Below are 22,601 nucleotides of genomic sequence, written 5' to 3' on the forward strand. Positions count from 1 at the left end.
AGAGGAGCAGAATGAGCGGTGGAGACCGAGGCACGAGGAAAGTATGTCGTGAGATAAAATGTTTCCCAAGGCATTTCAGGATCGAAAGAGGGCAGTCGGCAATACGTGCACACCATAGATGTCTTCCAGGTAAAAGCTGAAAGTCAGGCGACCAGGCTGGTTGTTCAGCATTCAGCCTCTTTCATGGTTTCCCGATTCTATTTCGCAGAATCCGGCGAAAATGCTCCTTACCCCCGGTTGGCACGCAATTCGCTTTTGTGCAGGGTGCCCTTGCTTAAAGGGTATTCATGAACAGTCATATCGGAGAAAACGATGATTGATATAAATAAAAAAGCCAGCAACGGCGAAGTTCCACGAGAGGGGGTTCTGGATACGATCGGTTCCACGCCTTTGATACATCTCTGCCGCTATCTGGGAACAGCCGACATTCAGCTTTACGCCAAAATGGAAGCTTTCAATCCGGGGGGGAGTGCCAAAGACCGTCCCGCCCGCGCCATGATTGAAGAGGCGCTCCGCGCCGGAACGATTGACAGAAATACCACGATCATAGAATCGACCTCCGGTAACATGGGTATCGGACTGGCACAGGCCTGCTGCTACTATGGTCTGCCTCTGATCTGTGTCGTGGACCCGTTTGCCCAGGAGCAGAACGTTGCCATCATGCAGGCATATGGTGCGAGAATCGAACGGGTCACGCGCCCTCTGCAAGGTGCCTTCCTCAAAGCTCGTCTGGCAAGGGTGATGGAATTATTGAACGAGATCCCTCATTCATTCTGGCCTAACCAGTATGCGAATATCAAAAACCCGCTCTCTCACGAGCAGGGAACGGTGCAGGAAATTGATGAAGCACTGAATGGTGAAATCGATTACCTGTTTGTGGCGACCAGCAGCACGGGTACGGCGCGAGGCTGCCGGGACTATCTGCAAAAACGGGGGCGCCGTACAAAGGTAATTGCCGTTGACGCGGAAGGGAGTGTGCTGTTTGGTGGTCTGGCAGGTCGCAGGCGGATCCCCGGCCTGGGAGCAGGTCACGTTTCCGTTTTAGCAGCAGGGCAGAAATTTGATGATGTGAAACGTGTCAACGATCTGGACTGTGTGGTGGGTTGCCGACGCATGGTCAAATATGAGGCGATTCTTACAGGGGGATCGGCGGGTGGTGTGCTGGAGGCGATTCGCGCGATGATTCCCGAATTGAGAACCAAAGTGTGTGCCGCCATTCTGCACGATTCCGGCACCCGTTATCTCGATACCATTTATTCGGATCAATGGGTCGAGAGCGAACTGGGCTGTTCCATAGAAAAACTCCAGGCACGAATTGAGCAACCCGGCCAGGCGGGCAGGGTTGCTGGCCAGCGGGGTTCTCGTTTTACTCCTCATTTGCGTGAATATGTGAAGGAACATGCAACGATATGATGACGGCACTACAAACGGGTCAACGTTCACTTAAAAAAAACCGACCTGCTGCATTCGCTCCCTTCAAGATCGCTGTGGTGGGCTGTGGACCGAAAGGGATGTACTGTCTGGAACGGCTGGCTTACGAACTAGCCCGATCCCGTCAGCAGTCTGAAGTACACATCACGATTTATGAGCCGGCTCCTTTTCCCGGTGCAGGGTTCGTTTATCATCCGCGACAGCCGCACAATTTACGCATGAATTTTGCTTCCGAGTTCATCAATGTCTGGCCGGAAACCGTACGCAGACGTGATCCGCAGTCATTTCCCACACTCGTGGAATGGCTGGGAGATAAATATCCCCAACATGCTGATCCACGAGGCTTTGCACCCCGGGCGATCGTGGGCGAATATCTCTCGGCTGCATTTCAGAAAACGCTGCAGCTGTTCCCTGACTTTGTGTCCGTCACCCTGGTTTCGGAGAAAGTGACTGGCATTCAGGAAACAGGGGGACGCTGGTTACTCGCAGCATCAGACCGCGAATCTGTATTTGACGAAGTTCTGCTGACGACCGGGCATGAAGGCTGGCGGGCAGCATCGACCTCATGTTTACCCTCGGAACAGTTGATTGAAAAGGTGTTCCCCGTGGAGCAGATGCTGTCACCGGAGCGCATTCACCCGCAATCAACGGTTGGAATACGCGGTTTCGCATTAACATTTCTTGACGCCTGCTTCACATTAACAGAAGGACGCGGCGGAGAATTTCGTTGTGAAGACCGGCAGTGGAGCTACCTGCCGTCCGGGGATGAGGTGCAGTCCATCGTACCTTTTTCCCGGACGGGACACCCGATGCTGGCCAAGCCGGATCACCGCTATTTCCAAAGCAACCCGAAACTGGAGCAGATCTGGGAACAGGGGCGTCTCCGTATGTTGAAACTCAAACAGCCCGCAGCAGGACTCGACTTTCTGACTTCAATCTGGCCTGTCATTTTGAAAACAGCAGAAGAAGCGCTGCTCACGCTGGTACCCGGCCATCAGATTGGAACTCAGACGCCGATGGTCGGACTGAATCACTGGTTTCAGGACTGGAGCAACAGAACTTTTTCTCCTGCTGAAACATTTCAATGCCTGCAGCAGTCTTACCGAATTGCAACTGGCCAGCAGACGCCGGACGAAGCCTGGGCACTGGGGGAAACATTTCGGCAGCTGTACTCGGCGCTGGTGCGCAGAATCAGCTATGGCGGGCTGGCTTTGACCAGTTGGATCGACTTTCAGAGACATGCACAGGAGATGGAGCGACTGGCCTTTGGTCCTCCCGCTGAAAATACAGGACGACTGATCGCTCTGATCGAAGCGGGAATTGTCAATTTCAATTATCTGCACGCTGATCTCGTTACAGATCGGAATAGACTGCTGCTGCAATCCAGAGCAAAACAGATCACAGTGGATCGGCTGATTAACGCAGTCATACCTGCCTGTGATCAGTTTGCGGAAAATTCACTATTGGAACAACTGCTTTCTTCAGGCTGGATCAGGCGGATGCTGGGCGCGGGGGGAATCGCCGTTGATGGCGCAGCCCGTCCGATCCAGCTGGAGGAACAGACAACAGAGGGACTCGCCATCATCGGACGTTCCACAGAAGGCTGTGTTCTGGGCAATGACACTCTCAGCCGTGAACTTCATTCCTGCCCGGACCAATGGGCGCGCAGCGTCTGTGAGCAGATCGCGAAAAGGGAGGCGAGATGAAAACGGTAGAACCAGCTACTTCAGCATCTTTTTCAACAGCGCAGACTGGCAGGAGTGTGCGCAGTTACTGCCAGGGGATGCTGCCGTTGACGGCGAAACTGGAGCCCTGGATCGCGGAGCTCTGCCAGAGTACTATTCTACCTGAGCTGGCGCAGAAACAGGGATCTCCTCTCAATGTGCTCAATACGCAACCGTTTGAGCGAAATGCGAAAGCTCTGTACGACGTAGCGGAAGCCCAGGGCCTTGAATTTGATGTCTATTTCGCCCGCAAGGCAAACAAGTGTCTGGCGTTTGTCGAGACGGCAAAAAACCAGGGATATGGCGTTGATACAGCCAGCATCCAGGAGTTGCAGCAGGTACTCGATAATCAGGTCCCGCCTGAAAAAATCATCTGCACTGCTGCTGTGAAATCGGAGGCGCTGTTGCGGTTGTGTATCAAATCCGGCGTCACGATTGCCGTCGATCATCTCGATGAACTGATGCAGATCGTCATTCTGGCAGAGCAACTCAAACAACGGGCGGATATCGCGGTACGTCTCAGTGGATTTCAACATCAGGGAGCCAGGCTGCTGTCCCGTTTCGGGTTTGATCTGGATGAAATACGACCACTCATTGAGGATCTGCAGAATGCTTCCCCGCATTGTTTACAGTATCTGAATCTGATCGGTGTGCATTTTCATCTGGATGGTTACTGCCAGGCTCAGCGTGTGTCAGCCATTCAACAGCTGCTGCCACTGATCGATGAGTTACGGTCCCGGGATTTCCCTGTCCGGTTCCTGGATATCGGCGGCGGATTTCCAATGAGTTATCTGGAATCGGAAACAGAATGGGATACCTTCTGGCAGACGCATCGGCGGGCGCTACTGGGAGAACACCGTCCGCTTACGTATCGAAATCACGGCCTGGGACTGACACTCGTGGAAGGCACGCTGATCGGTAAGCCGAACTGTTATCCCTATTATCAAAGTCCGGTTCAAGCGAACTGGTTGGAAGGTATACTCACATCAGAATGCGAAGCAGGCACGATTGCGGATTCGCTGCGAAAGCGGCAGATTCAACTGCGATGTGAACCGGGCCGCAGTCTCTTAGATGGCTGTGGCTTCACGGCGGCGCGCGTCGAGTTTCGGAAACAGCAGCCGACCGGCGACTGGCTGATCGGACTGTCGATGAATCGCACGCAGTGTCGCACGAGCAGCGATGATTTTCTCGTCGACCCCTTATTGATCCCGGCCACAGAAGAATCCCTGCTCCCGCGTACGCCGGCAGGTATTTCTGGTTATCTCGTCGGCGCTTACTGTACCGAGTCGGAGTTGTTGTGCCTGCGCAAGTTACAGTTTCCGCATGGCGTGGGCATCGGTGACCTGATCGTCTTCCCGAATACCGCTGGTTACTTCATGCATTTTCTGGAAAGCCGTTCGCATCAGTTCCCGCTGGCTCAGAATGTCGTTTATGATAATGATACGAACCAGGCTGAACTTGACTCGGTAGAAACATATTTATGACAGAAGAGCAAAGGGACTTGACCAATTCGTTCGTTGTCCCTGTTTTTAACATCTACTTCAGCCCCGCCGGTTCACCTGGCACCTGAATGCTGAGCAGATGATGCGAGGGCATTTTAGTGCCGCGTTCGACGACGGGGACTTTGCCGTCTTCTTCCAGATCAGATTTCTTCAGTGTCCAGAGCACACGTTTGTCGCGGGTGATTTCATACGCCTGCACGTCGTTGTTCATCCCTTTGCGATGATGATAGTCGGAGTTGATCACCACCAGGTTCCCGTTTTTGCGGACCTGCACGCCGACGGGATACAACAGCTCGAAACACAGGTCGTCCTGCTTGTCCAGCTCCCAGGTGATTTTGCCTGCCGGGTCGACTTCGATGATGCGGTACGAGGTAATACAGGGGATCAGCGTGCGACCGTTCGCCAGGCGAATCGCGGTGAAGGCGCGATCGTTGTCGTTCAGCTTAAACCGCCAGACCTCTTTGCCGTCCGCGTTGAGTTCGAGAATCACTTTGTTGTCGCGATACGAAATCAAATACGTGTCCTGCGGCGTCTTGCGGGCCTGCATATAGCGGTTGTGAACGTTCTTGCCGCCATCGGGCAGATCAATGCTGTGTGTCACTTTCTGATCGCGGTCCACTTCCAGCAATTTCTGATTGCCACAATCCAGAATCAGCACCTTGCCGTCAGGTAGAGGCTGACAGGAATTGATTTCCTGCTTGCCCGGTTCCCGCGGGATTTTGTAGTCCCACACGGTCTCTTTGTCCGGGTTCACTTCCCGCACACCGTAGCGATGACAAAACAGCACGTTTCCGCTCGGCAGCTTCCAGGCATCATAGACCGTTTCGATGTCCGACTGCTGGTAATGCCAGACGATGTGATTCTGTTCGTCCAACTGCATCACACCTTCCCCGTAACCGATCAGCAGTGGGTGTCCCGGGCTCTTGTCTGCTCCGTTTGCCGGGCTTCCCTGCAGAACAAAACAGGCCAGTAAGGTGATGCAGATTACATGGAAGTATTTCATGATTTACTTTCAATTGAGCTTTCTGTGGGGTAAGCATCGCGTCTGTTTATCATAGTGTCACAAAAATTATGTGGAAGTCTCGGGTACCAGTTTGACCGGGTAGGTATTGCCAGACGCGAACTGGGGGACATAAATCGCGCCGTCGGCTGCGACGACCAGGTCGTGCGGATGCTGAAAGAAGCTGCCCTGCTGCTGCATGAGCTGTAGCTTCCCGTCAATATAGCGGGGCGGGGTGCCGCCGATGTTGGAGATAATTTTGTAATCGCGATCCAATACCGAAATATAACCGCGACTGTCACGGTCTTTCGGCCAGTTGTCCGCCAGGTGGGGCACGAACATGTGTTCGCCGACAATCTGGATCATGCGGGGATTTGAACCGGGCAGGGCGATTTCTTCAATCAGCTTTCCGTACAGTGAAAGACGTTTGATCGTCTGCTGATCGCTCATCGCGATGACCAGTTCCGGTTCGCCGGGACCGCGAGTATCGATAGTGCCTCCGTGCGGTCCCCAGTGCGCGATGCCCCCTTCCGGCCCGCCGAAATAATTCAGCAGTTTTCCCGCACGGTCGTAACGCATGATGTAATCTTTGCCGTACCCGTCGAGTACAAAGAAATCGCCGTCAGGCAGATGCAGCGTCCAGGCGGGGCGAAACTCTTTTTCGCTGGCATACTTTCCGGTCGATTTGGGATAGGTGACCTCCATCAGAATCTCGCCGTCCAGCGTGGTCTTGAAGACACGATGCAGGTTGAGGTCGGTGATGAACAGCACTTCCCGATCGTTCTCTTTGACGATCTCCAGGCCATGCGCGCCGGGAAACTGTGTGCCCCATTTCTTCAGCAGTTTTCCGTCCTTGTCATAAACGATGACATTATTCGCCAAATGATCGGTGAGTAGATAAATCCTGCCCTGTGCATCAACGACCATGGCGCTACAGTTCTTGACTGGCGTTTTGTCATCGAGGACACCCCAGCCGACGACGGGACGATATTGAAACTGGTTCTGTCCCAACACAGGCAGTTTGTTTTCGCTGGCGCTTAACGGATTAGCTCCCAGTGCAAGGGTTCCCGACAGCAGGGTCTGAGCCAGGAAGTCGCGTCGATGCAGTCGGCGGTCAAGCATGGTTTACTCCTGTGAGAAAGTGAATCATCGTTTCTTATTTCCTCTCAGCACGCCAGCGTTTCATCAATTGAATATTCGCTTCCAGGATCGCGGCCTGTTCGGGTTCCCGCTTGCGGCTCTTGTTCAGATACGGTTTCATATCACTGTCGTACATGGCTTCCGATTCGGGGAAGAGACCGCGGTCGTCTGTGTCGAGTTCCCAGTTTGCGAGCAGGCAGCGGAATTTGGTGAGTTGTTCTTGATACGCGGCGTCATCGGCCAGGTTGTGGATCTCCCAGGGATCGTTGGTGAGATCGTAGAGTTCTTCTTCGGGTCGCGTTTCGGCGAGATGCAGTGACTGGGCCGCGTTGAGTTTACCGGCAGCGTAAAGTTCGCGTAGCACCGGCATGAATGGTTTTCCGTCTTTATATCGACAGGGCTGCAGATAGGGCCGCGCGGGCAGGTAATTGCGGATGTACTTGAAATTCCCTTTGCGAACGCTGCGTATGTGATCGACGGTTTCGTCACAGCGGTCGCGAGCCGATACCACGTATGTACGCGGCCTGGCATCCGGACCAAACAGGGGGCGCCCCTGCATGGTTGCGGGAATGTCAATGCCCGCGAGTGCCAGGCTGGTCGCCGCCAGGTCAATGTGCGCGATCAGTTCATCGCGTAACGATTTTGTTCCCACGAATTGTGGTCCCCAGACAACGAACGGTATCTTCAGTCCTTCTTCGTAGAGAAACTGTTTGCCGCGTGCATGACTGATGCCGTGATCAGTCAGAAAAAAGATGATTGTATTGTCGAGTACGTTTTCGGATTTTAATTGAGCCAGAATGCGACCGACCTGCTTGTCGGTGTAAGAGACCGAGTTCAGGTAGGCGGCCCAGTCTTCACGAATCACGGGGTGATCCGGGTAATAAGGGGGCAGTGTGACTTCTGCTGCTGTGATCAGAGTGTCCAAGCCGGTTTTCACTTCGTCGTACCAGCGACCGACGTTGCGCAGTTTTCCCCCCTGCAGTTGATATTGCGCGAAGAAGGGCTGGCCTTTGGCACGTTTTTTCCAATCAACGCCGTCATAGAGACTGGCTCTTTGATAAGCGAAGTTGTAATCCTCTTTGCCGGGCCGGGTGCCTTCGGGATTGGCGTTCGTCGTATAATAACCGGCTTTGCGAAACAGTTCCGGAACAGTCTGCATGTCTGCGGGTAAGTTGATTTTCAATGTGCCGCGGGAACTGCGATGATGGTGCGCCCCGATGGTGGTCTGATACATGCCTGTAATCAGGGCGGAACGAAATGTGGAGCAGACCGGCGCCGTCGCGTAGGCATTGCGAAATACAGCGCCTTCCCGGGCGAGTTGGTCGACGTGAGGCGTCTCGACCAGGGGCTCCCCCTGGTAACCGAAGTGGCAAGACATATCGTCGACCAGAATCCAGACAATGTTCGGCCGTTGCTTTATGTTCGCAGCTGTCTCCGCTGTGGAGGTCCGGGCTGACATAATCAATATCAGGATCAGGAGAACGATGGGCATGTTGAGCGGCTTGAAGTTCACAGGGTCTGCTTTCTGTTGGGATCTGCGTGCCGATAACTAATCATTGGGCTTTAAAATATTTCGCCAGTCTGGATAGATGGGGCGAGTGGTGCTGTTCTTACCCCCCTTCACGAGCGGCGCGGGGGGAATATTTTTGAGCGTCTGCTGCAGCAACTGGCGGGACTGTTCTGCCTGTTTGCCTGCCTGACCTGCTGCGAGATTGTGACTTTCAGTGAGATCCTGGGGGACGTTGAAGAACCGGCCGTCGCGGTAGAGTTTGAAGTCGGCGTTCCGCACATACTGATCCCCGGTGAATCGGCCCCAGTAGGGCTGGTAGTGATTCAGTACCCAGTCGCGGGGCTGTCCTGCTTTCCCATTTAACTGTGGCAGAAAACTGCGGCCGTCGATGGGGTCGTCTTTCCCGAGCTTAACATCCGCCATTGCGGCGAACGTGGGGTATAAATCGGTGAAGTCGATCAGGTCATTCAGTACTTCTCCCTGTGGGGTGTGTCCTTTCCAGTACGCGACGAGTGGCACATGGGTGCCCATGTCGGTGGTGGAACCTTTACCGCCCTGAATGGTTCGGCCGTTCCATTGTGAGGTGATTTGCACGTTCGTACCATTGTCGGCGGTAAACAGAATGAGCGTGTTGTCCAACTGGCCAACGTCCTCCACCTGTTGGACAATCTTGCCGACGAGTTTGTCCAGGTAGTTGACCATCGCCACAAAGTTGGCTTTGCGGGCGGCTTTGCCTTTCGGCTGTTTGTTGGCGGCCTGCGTGCGGGGTGCGTCTCCGATGGTATCGGGTGTAGGCACAAAGGGATTATGAACCAGCGTCGTCGGATAATAGACAAAAAACGGCACATCTTGATTCTTTTTGATGAAGTCACACAGAAAATCCGACATGATGTCCGGACCGTATTGGTCTGCATTGTCTGCAATTGTGAGGAACTTGCCGTTCTGTTCCAGTGGCGGACTCCAGAAACGCTCGCCGCCCCCCTCTTTGATTTTGGTCCTCGTCGTCACCTGCCAGAGACAGTATTCATCAAAGCCCGCTTTGAACGGTCGCGTATTGTCGGCGTGCCCTTCCGCACCATGATACAGTCCATTCAACTGCCACTTACCGGCGATGGCGGTTTTGTAACCCGCGGACTGCAGCATCTGGCCGAACGTTTTTTCCTTAGGATTCAGATAACCAAAGTGCGTATAGTTACGAAAATTGTATTTGCCCGTCATCAGCTTCACGCGGGATGGCGTGCAGAGGGGCGTGGAATAACAGTTGGTGAAACGGATTCCCTGATTCGCGAGCGCATCGATGTGCGGCGTCTGGTAATCATCAGCACCGTAGCTTCCGAAACATTCCCAGCTGACATCATCGGCCATGATCAGAATGATGTTCGGCTTACGGGCTTGCTGCGCAATCACTTCGCTGCTCTCAAGCAAGCCTGCAGAGAATAGCAATAATAAACTGAGAACGAGTTGTTTCATTTCTGCTTCCGTTTCTTTTTCTTTCCGCCACCTTTTGTGTGCTGATCGGCTTCGAGTTCGGTCTGCTGACCTTTGTCGCCGCAGTGTTTCATCCAGGCGTCCAGTTCTGCTTTCAGTTCGGCCTGCACCGCCGCGTACTCCGGTTTGCCAGCCAGGTTATGCCACTCGAACGGATCTTTGTGGATGTCGTAGAGTTCAATCGCGGGGCGTTTTCTAAAGCGGCGGACTTTATCGGCTGCGTCGGCATCGCCGGCGGCGGCTTTCGCTTCCCAGCTTTTGAACTCGGGCGATTTCATGGCGACGTTACGAAATTCGATTTCCGGTGTAAAGTTCCAGATGTACTTGAAGTCTTTCGAACGCACGGAACGAATGCCGAACGTGGGGGAACCGTTGATGATGCCGCGTGTGGTCATTTCGCCAAACATATGGTCTTTATGCTCCTGTTTACCCGCGAAGACCGGCAGCAGACTTTTCCCATCGAGTACCGGAGCGGGTGTGCCTCCCGCGGCTGCTACATACGTGGGGACCAGGTCAACGTATTCGATCATGGCATGGTTGACAGTGCCGGGCTGAATTTTACCGGGCCAGCGGGCAATCATTGCAGACTGCAGGCCGGAATCGTAACAGGTCCACTTGGCAAACGGCATGCTGCTGCCCTGCTCGCTGACGACGATGACCAGTGTGTTATCGCGGAGCCCATGTTGGTCGAGTTGCTTGAGGATGCCGCCGACTTCGTCATCAAACACGGTAATTTCCGCCAGGTAGCGGGTCATGGCTTCGCGTGTTTCCGGGGTGTCGACGAAGTACGGGGGCAGCTTCAACTGGCTGGCATCGTAGCGGCTTGGATCTCCCTGATCCCAGGGCGTGTGTGGTTCCCGGGAGCAGAAGAAAATGCAGAACGGATCGTCGCGTCCCTGGCATTCCCGGAAAAAATGATCGGCTGCTGCCACCAGTCCCGCACCTTCCGGTTTCTCAAACGGGAAGACGGCTTTCGGACCGACATGGCTTTTACCAGTGAGGGCTACCCGATAGCCGAGCGGCTTCAGGTAGTGCACGATACTTTTCGTTCCGCGATTGGCCTGCGTGTGATTGGGGTAGGCCCCGGTTTTCACCGGATACTGGCCGGTATAAATATTGTGCCGCGTGGGCGAGCACATGGGAGCCGCCTGAAAGCAGCGCGTGAATCGCATGCCTTCGGTCGCCAGCCGATCGATGTGTGGTGTATGTGCCTGTCCGCCGTAACAGCCGATATCGCGAAACGTACAATCGTCGGCGATGATGAAGACAAAGTTAGGCTGCTTCGCTTCCGTCAGATCGACAACGACAATAAAGAGCATTGCCGTCAACGCGAATAACAAAATCCCGTATCGCCTGCGCATGATATCACTTTCCTGAAGAGCGCCTCAGAAGATAGAACCGTTGATATCATGCTACCCTGTAAAGAAGCCTGCGCACAAGCAATTTCACGTAATTCATATAGCGAGAGCGTAGTAAACGATGTGGCCAGGAGCTCAAACCAGGTGAAAAGATCTGGCTCACCTGGAGGTCGCTGACTATGATGCCTACATGATCGACTATAAGAGTCTGGACGGTATTATCAATCAGTTTCAGCAGATCAAGGTTCCGGACCGATGAAAAACATGGGACAAGGCAATCGAACCGGACAAGCTATCAAAGGAGAGATCGATGTTACACCAGATTGCATTTGTTGCTGTCATCGCGATTGCCAGTTGTACTTACGCAGCTGATGCGCTGCCTCCTTATGGGAAATTGACTGCTACTGAAGAGCTGATTCGACGAGAAATCGTTCGACTTGGCGGTGACTGGGAGTCAGGAGCGAAACCTAATCTTGTCTCTTTTATCGGCGACAAATTCGAAAGCAGACATTGCGAAATGTTGACTCACCTCCCAACTCTAGAGCTTTTTTATGTGGATACATGTGCCATTGATGATTTTGCTTTGTCATGCCTTTCTCAAATACATCAGCTTAGGCGGCTCCAAATTGTAGAGTGTAAGCTGGAGCCTGAGAGCTTTTCACTGCTGCGAAGCAATCGTGAACTCAAGGAAATCATTTTTGATTCCGTTTTCATACCGGATCAACTAATGACCGAGCTTGCAAAACTTCCGAATCTCAAAAGTATTTCATTTAACGAGTGTAAAGGGATCACTCAAGAGCAGATCTCGACCTTAAAAGCGGCATTGCCCAACGTGCAGATTGGTTATTAAAACAGGGAAAAGAGACCTGGTCCATTTCAATGATCCAGTGCTCAATTTTCATCTCTCGGGTTGCGTTCATTTTTCCTAAAATGTGCGTCGGGTGGGATGTCTGGTTTTCGGGCAGTGTCGGGCGAGCCGACGAAGGGCATCCGTTGGTTAAGTGAGCAGAGCGAGGCGGATCTTTGATGTTTCTTTTTCGAGTATGTAATCTCATGATGATGTTCATTCGCATGTCAATTCCATTGATCCGATTTTCTGCAGGGGCGCGGGGGCGTCAAGGGGAGATGAACAGAATCGGGTGGCGATACAGGTTGATGTGGGTCGATAAAGAGGCGACATCGGGGTGTCGCAGGACGATGCCGGGGCGATGTGTGTCGATCCGCACGACATGTTTGAGCAGGTATTTACTGAAATCATACGGAAACGAGAGGCTTTGATAGTGCTGACTTCGACACTGATTCAGTTTCTGCAAGTGAAGAAATACTGGACCACGCGCGCGACTCATTAGAGCGCTTATCATGTTTCGCGGCGCGGCGGAGTCAAGTCGAATTTTTTCAGCAGGAAAAACAGCCAGGCGATGAAAAAGATGAGAGAGGGGACTGAGATGAATTATGCACGCGGGGTACTCTCGTTAATTGTCTGTGGTTTGATTTTGCTGAGCGGATGTCAGGACGATCAAAGCGTCCATCCACAAACTGAATCAGAAGCCAATTCGGTTCAATCCGAGAAGTTAAAACAAGAGATGCGACAGGAATTTGAACGGTGTCTTAAAGCTGCTGAATCTGGGGATGCCATGGAACAAAGCAATTTAGGGGTTTTGTATGCCAATGGTGTGGGGGTTGAGCAAGATCCATTCAAAGCCATGGAGTGGTACCAAAAAGCTGCAAAGCAAGGGAATCGCGTCGGACAATATCATATAGGAACTATGTATCTTAATGGGGAAGGTGTTAAGCAGGACCACAACCAGGCGATAGAGTGGTTTCGGAAATCCGCTGAGCAAGGATTTGATGCTGCACAATTTAATATAGGAGCAATGTATCGTGACGGAGAAGGTGTAAAGCAGGATTACAGGCAAGCGCTGGAGTGGTTTCGAAAAGCTGCAGAACAGCAGAATGCCGATGCACAATACAATCTAGGGTTCATGTATTATAAAGGAGAGGGTGTTAAGCAAGACTTAAAGCAATCGCTGGAGTGGTTTCGCAAATCTGCTGAACAGGGAGAAACCGATGCACAATATAATCTGGGAATCATGTATGCTAATGGAAAAGGCGTTAAGCAGGACTACAACCAAGCGGTGGCGTGGTTTCGCAAAGCTGCCAGTCAGGGACATGAATTAGCCCAAGAAACTTTATCGGAATTGGGAGAGTCTCCTTGAAGAGAGGAATTTCAGGTGACTGGACCGGGCTGAGTCAGTCGGTACAAAAAAAGGACTCAGAGCTGAATTGCTCTAAGTCCTTTGATATTAAGTGCCCAAGAGAGGACTCGAACCTCCACGGGGATTACCCCCACTAGCCCCTCAAGCTAGCGCGTCTGCCAATTCCGCCACTTGGGCTCATTTGTGACTGTAATCAGATTACCTGTACGGATGACTGAAAATGGTCTCAATGAAGAGGATTTCCCAGTATAACAATCCGGGGAGGGCCATCAAGGGAAGTGGATGGCAATCTGGGGATGAAATGACCGGGATTTCAGGAAAATGCTCCTGCAATGCGTTTAAACTTCCCCTCCCTTAAAATCTGCATTTTTTGTAAACTGTACAGCCCTGATTTCAAGAGCAACGGAGGCCCGGCAGTGGAACTGCCCCGGTCTGGAGCTTCGGCCCGCTGCTCTGTGACGTGTTTTTATTCGAACAAGGATGTCCGATGCTGTTTCAAACCCGAAAGAATGAAAAACTCCCGGTGCGCAGACTGCTGTGGGGAATGCTCTTCCTGTCCGGTTTATTTCTGAATCAGCCCTCTCTGTCTGCTGACACACGCAGCCCGTCTGCAGGTTCGCCTCTGCTGGACGATGCCAATCTGCATGCCGTCCAGTTTCTGGGGAAAAATACCGGCTGGGCCGTGGGGGATCGGGGGGTGATTCGCAAAACCGAGGATGGGGGCCGCACCTGGCAGTTCGTGGCCAGTCCCGTGGATTGTCCATTGAAGAGCATCTGTTTTCTGACGAATCAGATTGGCTGGATCGCGGGTGGAGGCACTGCGGCGCACGGGCATCTGAATCAGGGCGTGTTACTGTTCACAAAAGATGGAGGCCAGACGTGGCAGGAACTGGTACAGCAACGCCTGCCTCGACTGCATCACGTGCGTTTTTTCGGGATGGATGAAGGCGTGGTGATCGGCGACAGTTCGGTGCAACATGCGACTGGTGTTTTTAAAACCACAGATGGCGGACAGACCTGGCAGGATGTGACCGGATACGAATCTGCCGGCTTTCGCAGTGCCGCGTTTTTTGATGTTAATACAGGGCTTGTTGCCGGTTCCCAGGGACGAATGACACTCGTTGGTGGCGGAACCGTTCTGCCTCCCCGATTTCCACCACAGGGATTACGCGGTCTGCAGGATGTCCAGGTGCCCATGACCGGAGCTGGCTGGATGGTGGGCGACGGGGCGCTGTTGAGAAAAACAGAGAACCGGGGGATCGTATGGGAAATGCCGGAAACGGCGCTGCCCGATCAACTGAAAGATTTTACGGATTTCAAAACGGTCGCAGTGCGCGGCGAGCGGATCTGGGTTGCCGGTGATCCGGGTTCGGTGATCTGGCATTCGGATGATCGCGGGCGATCATGGCGACAGCAGTGGACCGGCCAGAGTGCACCACTGGCGTCGATTGATTTTGTTGATGATCAGAATGGGTACGCCGTCGGTGCACTGGGAACGATACTTGCGACCGATGATGGTGGTCAGACGTGGCGATCGAATCATGCGGCTCCGCGTCGTGTCGCTTTCATGTGTGTGCATGCTCAGCCGCAGCAGGTTTCGTTTGATCTGTTGAGTAAGTACGCTGGTGACCAGGGGTATCGCAGTCTGGTGGTGTTGCCGATTCGTCGCGATCTGGGTTCGGAAGGACAGAAGCATGCCGATCTGGATTTACGTCTGAATGAAGCCGTTACCAGTGTGGGGGGCGGTGTGGGAAGCATGGACTGGCGCTTTCCGGTTCAGATTCCGGAACTGGAACAGAACGCAGATCGTCTGATTGAGGAATGGAATCGTCATACAGAAGGGCGGCTGGCGTCGGTCACGTTGAGTCGCTTTGTGGCACAACTGCGGACGTGGCGTCCGGAAGTTCTGATTCTGGATCAGCCAGTCGGAAAGGATGCGGCTTCGACGTTGATGAAAGATGCGATGCTGCAGGCCGTGCGGTATGCGGCTGATCCCACGCGTTATATAGAGCATCGCGAACAGGCGGGGCTGGGGCCGTGGAAGGTCAAGAAAGTATATTTGCGGCTGCCGGACGGAAGTTCGGGGAATGTGTCTGTGGACGCGGACGAATATCTGCCTCGACTGGGAACGACGGCTTCGACAGTGTCGGCTACCGGGAAACAGATTCTCGGAAAAGAGCTGAGTTCTGAAGCCGCCCGCAGCGTGTATCGTCTGGTTGACGTTGATCAGGGAGAGCAGGCGGCGGTGACCGGGGGTAGCCTGTTTGCCGGCATCGGTCTGGCGCCAGGTTCGGATGCCCGCCGGATGCTGAATGAGATCAACGCTGACGACGAAGAACGCAATCAAAAGCTGGCGGAGCGTCAGAGGAATATCAGAGCGATGGCAGCGAAGCTGATTGATGACCCGCTGTTTTCCGCGCAGCTGATGTCGCATTTGAAAACGATTACGCAGGGGCTCTCGCGTCGACAGGCGGCGTTGCAACTGGAGCAACTGGCGCAGCAGTATGTGGCCAGCTATGACCTGGAGAAAGCAGAAGCTACCTACCAGGAACTGGTGGAACAGTTCCCGCGCGAGCCGGAAGCGGTGCGGGGGATGCTGTGGCTGTTTCAACTCTGGTCGAGTGAAGAAATCGCGTGGCAACGCAATCGAGGTGTGCCTGTGGAGCGGACGCGATCGACGAGTAATCCCGCGCAGGCAGGAAGTCCGGTACGGAACGCATTTCAGTTTTCTGAGCAGTTGCCTTCGCCATCACTGGAGACGGTGAGACAGGTGGGCCAGATCAATACCGGGGCTCCCGAGAACTGGAGTACGCAGACTGCGGAGAACTGGAAGAAGCAGGCGTTGTCCGCGGTTCGCTGGTTCCAGAAGTATGCACCGGCGTTTTTTGAAACACCCGAAGTACAGATTCCACTGGCCTCGTTGTATCGGCTGATCGGTTCACATGGTAAAGCGGATGACATCTTCCATAACTTCCACAAGCCGGAAGCGAATGAATCGTGGAGAAACATTGCCAAAGCGGAGAACTGGTTACTGCATCCGGCGGATACGCCTCCACGGCCCGTGTATCTGTGTCGTTTTACGAAAACACGACCGGTGCTGGATGGGCTGTTGTCAGATGAATGCTGGCAGGATGCGAATGAGCTGACGCTCTCAGAAAAGCCAGCCGCCGGGATGGAGAATCAGGCGGATGCCGGCGTCGATCCGTTGGACCGGGCGTTTGTGTTGTTGTCTTATGACAATGAAAATCTTTACATCGCGGCCAGTATTCCGATCGAGGCAGGTCTGGATTATCCGGCGGCTCCGGATACCGGTCGGACGTATGATGCGGATCTGAAACTACAGGATCGACTGTCGCTGGCATTTGACATTGACCGGGATTACACCACATTTTATCAGATGGAAATCGATCATCGGGGTTGGACCAGTGATCGCTGCTGGATTGATCGGAGCTGGAATCCACGCTGGTATGTGGCTCGAGAAAAGGACAGTCAGAGCTGGCGGACAGAGATTGCGATTCCCCTGTCCGAGCTGGCGCCTTCGACGCGTTTGAAACGCAGCACGTGGGGACTTTCGGTGGTACGGATTCTGCCTGCGATGGGTCTGCAGGGCTGGAATCATCCACTGACGGTCGAACCACGACCCGATACGTTTGGTTTGATTCGTTTTGAATAGACGACTGGCGTTCGGCAATCGAAGACGATTTCGTATTTGCCGGCTGATCAACATTTCGTTGCCGAGATGAATGGCCTATCATGGCTCGAAGATGTTTTTCAGTGGAGACGTGAGCTCTGTAAGACTTTCCTTGAGCAGACTGTGGTTGAGATATGGGTTTGATTATCGGCATGGACGAAGCTGGCTACGGCCCCAACCTGGGTCCACTGGTCATTACTGCCAGCTTATGGAAAGTTCCCGATGATCCGCGTCAGTTTGATTTCTGGTCGGCACTGGAGTCGGTCGTTTCGCAAAAGAAGCCTCGCAAGAATTCCAGACATCTGCATGTAGCCGACTCCAAGCAGGTCCACTCCGCAACAGCAGGGTTGGGACCGCTGGAGCGTTCGACACTACCGTTTCTGCAACTGCAGAGTCAGTCAGAACGTCTGGCTTCACTGGGAGAATTATGGCGGTTACTGATCGCGACTCCCGCGCATCTGGATGAAGTACAACGGGAGCCGTGGAGTGGGGAACGTCGCTTTGAACTACCCTCAGTCGTCGATGCGGAGGCGGTTGAAGAGTCTCGGCAGAGTCTGCAGCAGGCGCTGGATTCAGCGGGTATTGAGCTGCGGGGGATCTGCTCGGAAATTGTATTACCCGAACGGTTCAATTCTTTGTGTCGGGAATATGGCAGTAAAGGGGTGATGCTGACGCGACTGTGTATGAATCTGCTGACGCGGGTCTGGGACCGGGAGTGTTCAGAGCCGACGCTGATTATTGGCGATAAGCATGGCGGGCGGAATCGGTATGATGAATTCCTGGATGAAATTCTGGATGGAGAGATGATCTTTCGCGTCGAAGAATCAACCCAGAAGAGTGTGTATAAGATTGGCAATACGGAAGTCCGTTTTCAGACAAGAGCGGAGGAACATTTTCCGGTAGCCGTGTCTTCGATGGTCTGTAAGTACACGCGGGAAGTGATGATGGAACAGTTCAATCAATACTGGTGTCAGCATGTTACTGATCTGAAACCAACGAAAGGTTATCCCGTCGATGCGCGTCGCTTCAAAAGTGAGATTGCAATAGCACAGGAGCGGCTGGAGATTTCAGATCAGATTCTGTGGCGCGGGCAGTAACGTGTGAAGTCACTCTTCGATCAGAGTCTGTGACTGCGGCAGAAAATAGCTGCCAAGGATACCGACGGTAAAAACGGTTGTCGCGCCGATTAAAGTGTACCATGGCCAGGCAATTTCCTGTTTCATGGCAAAGGCCACGTAGAGTACGACCGTGAGTCCAATGACGAAGCCCAGCAGGGCGGATGCCTGTGAGGCCTGTTTGCTGAAGGTTGCCAGGAAGAAGATGCCCAGAATCAGCCCGGTGGAAATACCGGCAATCGCGAGGACATTGCCGACCACACTGCTGGAAATGGACTGGCTGGCAATGCCGACCGCGATTTGTGCACAGCCAAACAGGGCAGTGAAAACGCGGCTGAGTCTGACCAGTTCGGACTGCTGTTTGTGGGTTGAAGTGAGCGGCAGATAAAAATCATTGACAAGGGCGCTGGTGGTGGAACTGAGTGAACTGGAGAGCGTCGACATGGCAGCAGCGAAGACAGCGGCCAGGGTCAGCCCTTTCACTCCTACGGGCAAATGGTCGATAATAAAAGAAGCGAAGACTTCGTCCGGTTTCTCGAAAGGAGTCACGGGGGGAAACGTCGCGTAGAACGCGGCGAGTGCAACGCCCAGCAGCAGAAACAGTGCGAATTGTGCAAAGACGAGAAAGCCGCTGAAGCCCAGTGCCCTGGCGGCGTCTTTCTGGTTTTTTGCACCGAGGTAACGTTGAATCATAAGCTGGTCGGCTCCGTGCGTTGCCATGGAGAGGAACATACCGCCCACCAGCCCGGCCCAGAAGGTGTAGCTCTTCGCGAAGTTCCAGTCGAAGTCGAACATGGTGAATTTGTGGTTAGCAGCTGCGAACTGCTGATAACTGCTCCAGCCTTCGGGCAGCTCATTGATGATCACAGCAAAAGCAAACACCGCGCCGGCGATATAAATGACGAACTGCAGGCAGTCGTTCCAGACAACCGACTTCATGCCGCCCAGGCAGGTGTAGATAATAGTGCCGATCCCGATGACGACCACACAGAGGGGGAGTGGGATGCCCACCACTTTTTCGAGAACGAGTGCAGTCAAATAGAGCCGGAGTCCGTCGGCGAGCGTTCGCATGATGATAAAGGTCAGAGAGGAGACCCGTTCCGTTGTGCCTCCAAATCGTTTTTTGAAGACTTCGTAAGCCGAGTAGATTTCACCTCGAAAGTAGAGGGGGAGTAGAAACATGATGACGAGGAAGCGGCCCACAATATAACCGAGGGGGAGTTGCAGAAACTGCAGGTTGCCACCCGGTGCAAACGCAATGCCCGGCACACTGAGGAAGGTGACGGTACTGGTTTCGGTGGCGACGATCGAGCCCAGGATGGCCCACCAGGGGAGTGTTTTCCCGCCGAGCAGGTAATCGGACAGGTCTTTCTGCCGACCACCGATCCAGGAACCGAACAGGACTACGCCCAGCAGATACAGGACCAGGATGATCATATCTGTTGTTCCGATGGCGATATTCACTGCGACGAGACCTGCATTCATGGAAAGTCAATCGGGTTGTGGGAGACTGGTGAAATGTGAGACAGATACGAACCTGATCAGAAGCGAGTGATACTGATTCAGAAACAGGGGTTCTATCCTTTCAGGATTCGAGAACCCGGTTATCATAGTAACTGGCCGATTTTGTTTTTGACAGTCCGAGATGATTTCAATGTATTGAACGCATCTGGATTATTTCCGTTCCCTCCAGGCAGATTCCGACAAAAAACATGTTAGAGCATTTGACGACCGAGCAGCGTAATCCTGCATCAGACCAGATTGATTCAATGAACAGTCTGGAAATTGTCCAGTTGATGAATGCAGAAGATGCGAAGATCGCAGGGGCAGTGGAAAAAGAAGCGGCGACGATTGCGACTGCCATTGATCTGGTTTCGGAAGCATTTCTGCAGGGAGGCCGGTTGATCTATATGGGAGCGGGAACCTCGGGGCGACTGGGTGTACTGGATGCCAGCGAATGTCCACCCACGTTTAACAGTCCGCCTGAACTGGTGGTTGGGTTGATTGCGGGGGGAGAAGCAGCGCTCACTAATGCGATTGAAGGGGCAGAGGATCATACCGAATCAGCCGTCTCCGATTTGCAGCAGCTGGATTTCGGGAAAGATGACGTATTGGTTGGAATCGCGACCAGTGGGCGGACGCCTTACGTGATTGCGGGCTTGAAGTACGCGCGCGATCAGGGGGCGCAGACGATTGCGTTGACGTGCAATCAGGAGAATCAGTTATCCGAAGTGGCGGCATTGACGATCTGTCCGGTGGTGGGGCCGGAAGTCGTGACCGGTTCAACGCGTCTGAAAGCGGGGACCGCTACGAAAATGGTATTGAACATGCTGACGACCGGGGCAATGGTTCGTGTGGGAAAAACGTATGGCAATCTGATGGTAGATTTGCGGGCCACAAATCAGAAACTGGTGGACCGTTCGATTCGGATTCTGATGGCGTTTACCGATCTTGCCCGTGAAGAAGCTGCGACGGTACTTCATCAATGTGACGGGAAATTGAAAACTGCCATTGTACATGTCAAACGGAACGTTTCTCCTGAAGCGGCTGATGTACTGCTGACTCAGGCAGAAGGGCACCTGCGACGGGTTCTGGAAGAGCGACCGTAATATGAATCTGCATTCAAAACAGCTGGTATTGGGAATCGATGGGGGCGGCTCCGCCACCCGGGCTGCGCTGGCGGTGGTTGCGGAATCGTTTGAGTTTCATATTGTCGGTCGAGGAATGGCGGGTGCTTCGAATTTTAATTCCTGTGGCTGGGAGGCTGCGACGGAACAGGTTCAACGGGCAATTCAAAGTGCATTTGAGTCGGCGGGAACCGAAGCACATCAAGTCGCAGCAATCTGCCTGGGAATGTCAGGCGCGGGACGCACTGCCGAACAGCAGGCCTGGTTGCGCTGGGCAGAGGAGAGCCACATCGCAGAACAGGCGCGTGTTGTGACGGATGCGGAAACCGTACTGGCAGCCGGGACGCCGGAAGGGGCGGGAGTAGCGCTGATTGCCGGGACGGGTTCACTGGCGTTTGGCAAAAACGCAGCAGGAGAAAACGCGCGTGCAGGAGGCTGGGGTTACCTGCTGGGTGATGAAGGGAGCGGATATCAGATCGCGCTGGCTGCGATGCAGAGGATTGCCCGCGCCGTCGATGGGCGTGGACCTGAGACAGGTCTGCAGGCTGCGTTTCAGGATGCTCTCGATTTAAACGATCCACGGGAATTGATTGGGTACCTCTATCATACTGACAGAGAGCGAAGCGATATTGCGGGTTTATCACGATTGGTGTTTACAGCAGCGGAACAGGGGGATGTTGTCGCATGTGAAGTTCTGCGACAGGCGATCCAGGAGTTGACGGAACTCGTAAACGCCGTGGTAACCCGGTTACATTTTTCCCGCGGGGATTATGCACTGGCGTTGACGGGGGGCATCCTGCTGCATCAGCGGGATTTTCGCGTTTCTTTCATGGAGCGCTTACGCGCGCAGAGCCTGGAGCCCGCGACGATTGAATGTGTGGATGATGCGAGTCTGGGAGCGGTTCGACTGGCGATCAATGGTTTGAAACACGCATGAGTCAGAGTCATTTAGTCTGCGGGAAACTCTGAGGGGAGTTGCTGGTGCTTGATCGAGTAGGGGCTGCATTGCTGTTTCCAGCCACCATCGACGGTGATCGAGGTGCCGGTGAGGTAGCTGGCGTCATCACTGGCCAGCATGACGATAACACGCGCGATTTCCTGAGGTTGTGCCCAGCGCCGGAGAGGGATCATGTCTTCCGAGCTGTGTCGCACTGGGTCTGTACCTGATTCCTGTTTTTGAGTGGTGTCATATTTTCCCATGGCCGTATCGATGGCGCCGGGATTGACGCAGAGGACTCGAATGCCGGAGGGTCCGTATAGGGTGGCGAGTTCATAGGTGAGTGAGTCCAGGCCGCCTTTCGCAGCGACATAACCGGGACTGATGCCGGCGGCCATTTGTGACTGAATACTGGAGACGTTGATAATGACTCCCTGCTTTTGCTTTTCCATATGTTCGGCGCACCAGCGGGAGAGAAAGGCGGGTGCTGTCAGGCAGACGCGCAGTGTTTTTTCCCAACTGGCCAGTTCAATTTTCCGCATGGTCGTAATTTCGCGCCAGGCTGCATTATTGACGAGGGCATCAATCCGCCCGAAGTTTGAAATACACTGTTCAACGGTGGATTGCGCGTATTTCAGATCGGAAAGATCGCCGAGGCAGCTCAGGAACTGCGCCCCGGTCTGCTCGATGCGGGTGGTGACAGGCTGCAGGTCATCTCCGGGGAGTGCCAGCAGTACGCAGTCGTAACCCTGTTCAGCGAAGCGAACCGCGGTTTCTCCGCCAATACCTCCAGCGGCGCCGGTGATGATGGCAACAGGTCGCTGATTCATGATCTGATCCTTTAATTTGCTTGACTGGGACT

The 22,601-nt window shown here is 53.7% G+C and carries 17 protein-coding genes and 1 tRNA gene; 9 read left to right on the forward strand and 9 right to left on the reverse strand.

What is annotated here, in order from left to right; genetic code table 11:
• Window positions 1-312: 312 nt before the first annotated feature.
• Genes sbnA through GmarT_RS01725 form a run of 3 tightly spaced genes read left to right on the forward strand, consistent with a single transcriptional unit; the run spans window position 313 to window position 4,639 of the window.
• Window positions 313-1,413, forward strand: coding sequence for a 2,3-diaminopropionate biosynthesis protein SbnA (gene sbnA / locus GmarT_RS01715; RefSeq protein ID WP_002648953.1), 1,101 nt, complete (start codon window positions 313-315; stop codon window positions 1,411-1,413).
• Window positions 1,410-3,137, forward strand: a complete 1,728-nt coding sequence (locus tag GmarT_RS01720) for an FAD/NAD(P)-binding protein (protein ID WP_002648952.1) — start codon at window positions 1,410-1,412, stop codon at window positions 3,135-3,137. Before sbnA ends, GmarT_RS01720 begins: the two co-directional genes overlap by 4 nt.
• Window positions 3,134-4,639, forward strand: coding sequence for a Y4yA family PLP-dependent enzyme (locus tag GmarT_RS01725; RefSeq protein WP_002648951.1), 1,506 nt, complete (start codon window positions 3,134-3,136; stop codon window positions 4,637-4,639). Before GmarT_RS01720 ends, GmarT_RS01725 begins: the two co-directional genes overlap by 4 nt.
• A gap of 52 nt (window positions 4,640-4,691) precedes the next feature.
• Here the strand turns inward: GmarT_RS01725 and GmarT_RS01730 are convergent, their stop codons facing one another.
• From GmarT_RS01730 to GmarT_RS01750, 5 genes are all read right to left on the reverse strand, one after another.
• On the reverse strand, window positions 4,692-5,660 hold the full coding sequence (locus GmarT_RS01730) for a beta-propeller domain-containing protein (RefSeq protein ID WP_002648950.1): 969 nt from the start codon (window positions 5,658-5,660) through the stop codon (window positions 4,692-4,694).
• A gap of 66 nt (window positions 5,661-5,726) precedes the next feature.
• The gene (locus GmarT_RS01735) at window positions 5,727-6,779 is read right to left on the reverse strand and encodes an NHL repeat-containing protein (protein WP_002648949.1); all 1,053 of its coding nucleotides are present in this window, start codon (window positions 6,777-6,779) and stop codon (window positions 5,727-5,729) included.
• A gap of 34 nt (window positions 6,780-6,813) precedes the next feature.
• The gene (locus GmarT_RS01740; protein WP_002648948.1) at window positions 6,814-8,289 is read right to left on the reverse strand and encodes a sulfatase family protein; all 1,476 of its coding nucleotides are present in this window, start codon (window positions 8,287-8,289) and stop codon (window positions 6,814-6,816) included.
• 57 nt (window positions 8,290-8,346) lie between these two features.
• Window positions 8,347-9,777, reverse strand: a complete 1,431-nt coding sequence (locus GmarT_RS01745) for a sulfatase family protein (protein WP_002648947.1) — start codon at window positions 9,775-9,777, stop codon at window positions 8,347-8,349.
• Window positions 9,774-11,156: a sulfatase family protein gene (locus GmarT_RS01750; RefSeq protein ID WP_002648946.1), complete on the reverse strand. Its 1,383-nt coding sequence runs from the start codon at window positions 11,154-11,156 to the stop codon at window positions 9,774-9,776. Before GmarT_RS01750 ends, GmarT_RS01745 begins: the two co-directional genes overlap by 4 nt.
• Window positions 11,157-11,463: 307 nt before the next feature.
• Here GmarT_RS01750 and GmarT_RS01755 point away from each other — a divergent pair, with 307 nt between their 5' ends.
• Window positions 11,464-12,003 carry a hypothetical protein gene (locus GmarT_RS01755; RefSeq protein WP_002648944.1) on the forward strand — a complete coding sequence of 180 codons (540 nt, stop codon included), beginning with the start codon at window positions 11,464-11,466 and terminating at the stop codon, window positions 12,001-12,003.
• Between the two features lie 265 nt (window positions 12,004-12,268).
• Here the strand turns inward: GmarT_RS01755 and GmarT_RS01760 are convergent, their stop codons facing one another.
• Entirely contained in the window at window positions 12,269-12,466 is a 198-nt protein-coding gene (locus GmarT_RS01760; RefSeq protein ID WP_149302404.1) for a hypothetical protein, read from the reverse strand.
• Between the two features lie 105 nt (window positions 12,467-12,571).
• Here GmarT_RS01760 and GmarT_RS01765 point away from each other — a divergent pair, with 105 nt between their 5' ends.
• Window positions 12,572-13,369, forward strand: coding sequence for a tetratricopeptide repeat protein (locus tag GmarT_RS01765; RefSeq protein WP_002648942.1), 798 nt, complete (start codon window positions 12,572-12,574; stop codon window positions 13,367-13,369).
• 92 nt (window positions 13,370-13,461) lie between these two features.
• On the opposite strand, the gene GmarT_RS01770 is transcribed toward GmarT_RS01765, so the two are convergent.
• Window positions 13,462-13,546, reverse strand: a tRNA-Leu gene (locus tag GmarT_RS01770).
• Window positions 13,547-13,856: 310 nt separating this feature from the next.
• Here GmarT_RS01770 and GmarT_RS01775 point away from each other — a divergent pair.
• The gene (locus tag GmarT_RS01775) at window positions 13,857-17,042 is read left to right on the forward strand and encodes a YCF48-related protein (RefSeq protein WP_002648941.1); all 3,186 of its coding nucleotides are present in this window, start codon (window positions 13,857-13,859) and stop codon (window positions 17,040-17,042) included.
• Between the two features lie 152 nt (window positions 17,043-17,194).
• Window positions 17,195-18,157: a ribonuclease H family protein gene (locus GmarT_RS01780; protein ID WP_002648940.1), complete on the forward strand. Its 963-nt coding sequence runs from the start codon at window positions 17,195-17,197 to the stop codon at window positions 18,155-18,157.
• Between the two features lie 9 nt (window positions 18,158-18,166).
• Here GmarT_RS01780 and GmarT_RS01785 read toward each other — a convergent pair whose 3' ends face one another.
• A complete protein-coding gene (locus tag GmarT_RS01785; RefSeq protein WP_002648939.1) occupies window positions 18,167-19,660 on the reverse strand; it encodes a sodium:solute symporter in 1,494 nt (497 codons plus the stop codon).
• Window positions 19,661-19,887: 227 nt separating this feature from the next.
• Here GmarT_RS01785 and murQ point away from each other — a divergent pair, with 227 nt between their 5' ends.
• Window positions 19,888-20,784 (forward strand): N-acetylmuramic acid 6-phosphate etherase, encoded by an 897-nt coding sequence (murQ, locus tag GmarT_RS01790; RefSeq protein WP_002648938.1) that lies wholly within the window; start codon window positions 19,888-19,890, stop codon window positions 20,782-20,784.
• Between the two features lies 1 nt (window position 20,785).
• Window positions 20,786-21,739, forward strand: coding sequence for a BadF/BadG/BcrA/BcrD ATPase family protein (locus tag GmarT_RS01795; protein WP_002648937.1), 954 nt, complete (start codon window positions 20,786-20,788; stop codon window positions 21,737-21,739).
• An 11-nt stretch (window positions 21,740-21,750) separates the two neighbouring features.
• Here the strand turns inward: GmarT_RS01795 and GmarT_RS01800 are convergent, their stop codons facing one another.
• The gene (locus GmarT_RS01800; RefSeq protein ID WP_044240019.1) at window positions 21,751-22,569 is read right to left on the reverse strand and encodes an SDR family NAD(P)-dependent oxidoreductase; all 819 of its coding nucleotides are present in this window, start codon (window positions 22,567-22,569) and stop codon (window positions 21,751-21,753) included.
• Window positions 22,570-22,601 lie beyond the last annotated feature (32 nt).

This window comes from Gimesia maris, assembly GCF_008298035.1.
Lineage (GTDB): Bacteria > Planctomycetota > Planctomycetia > Planctomycetales > Planctomycetaceae > Gimesia > Gimesia maris.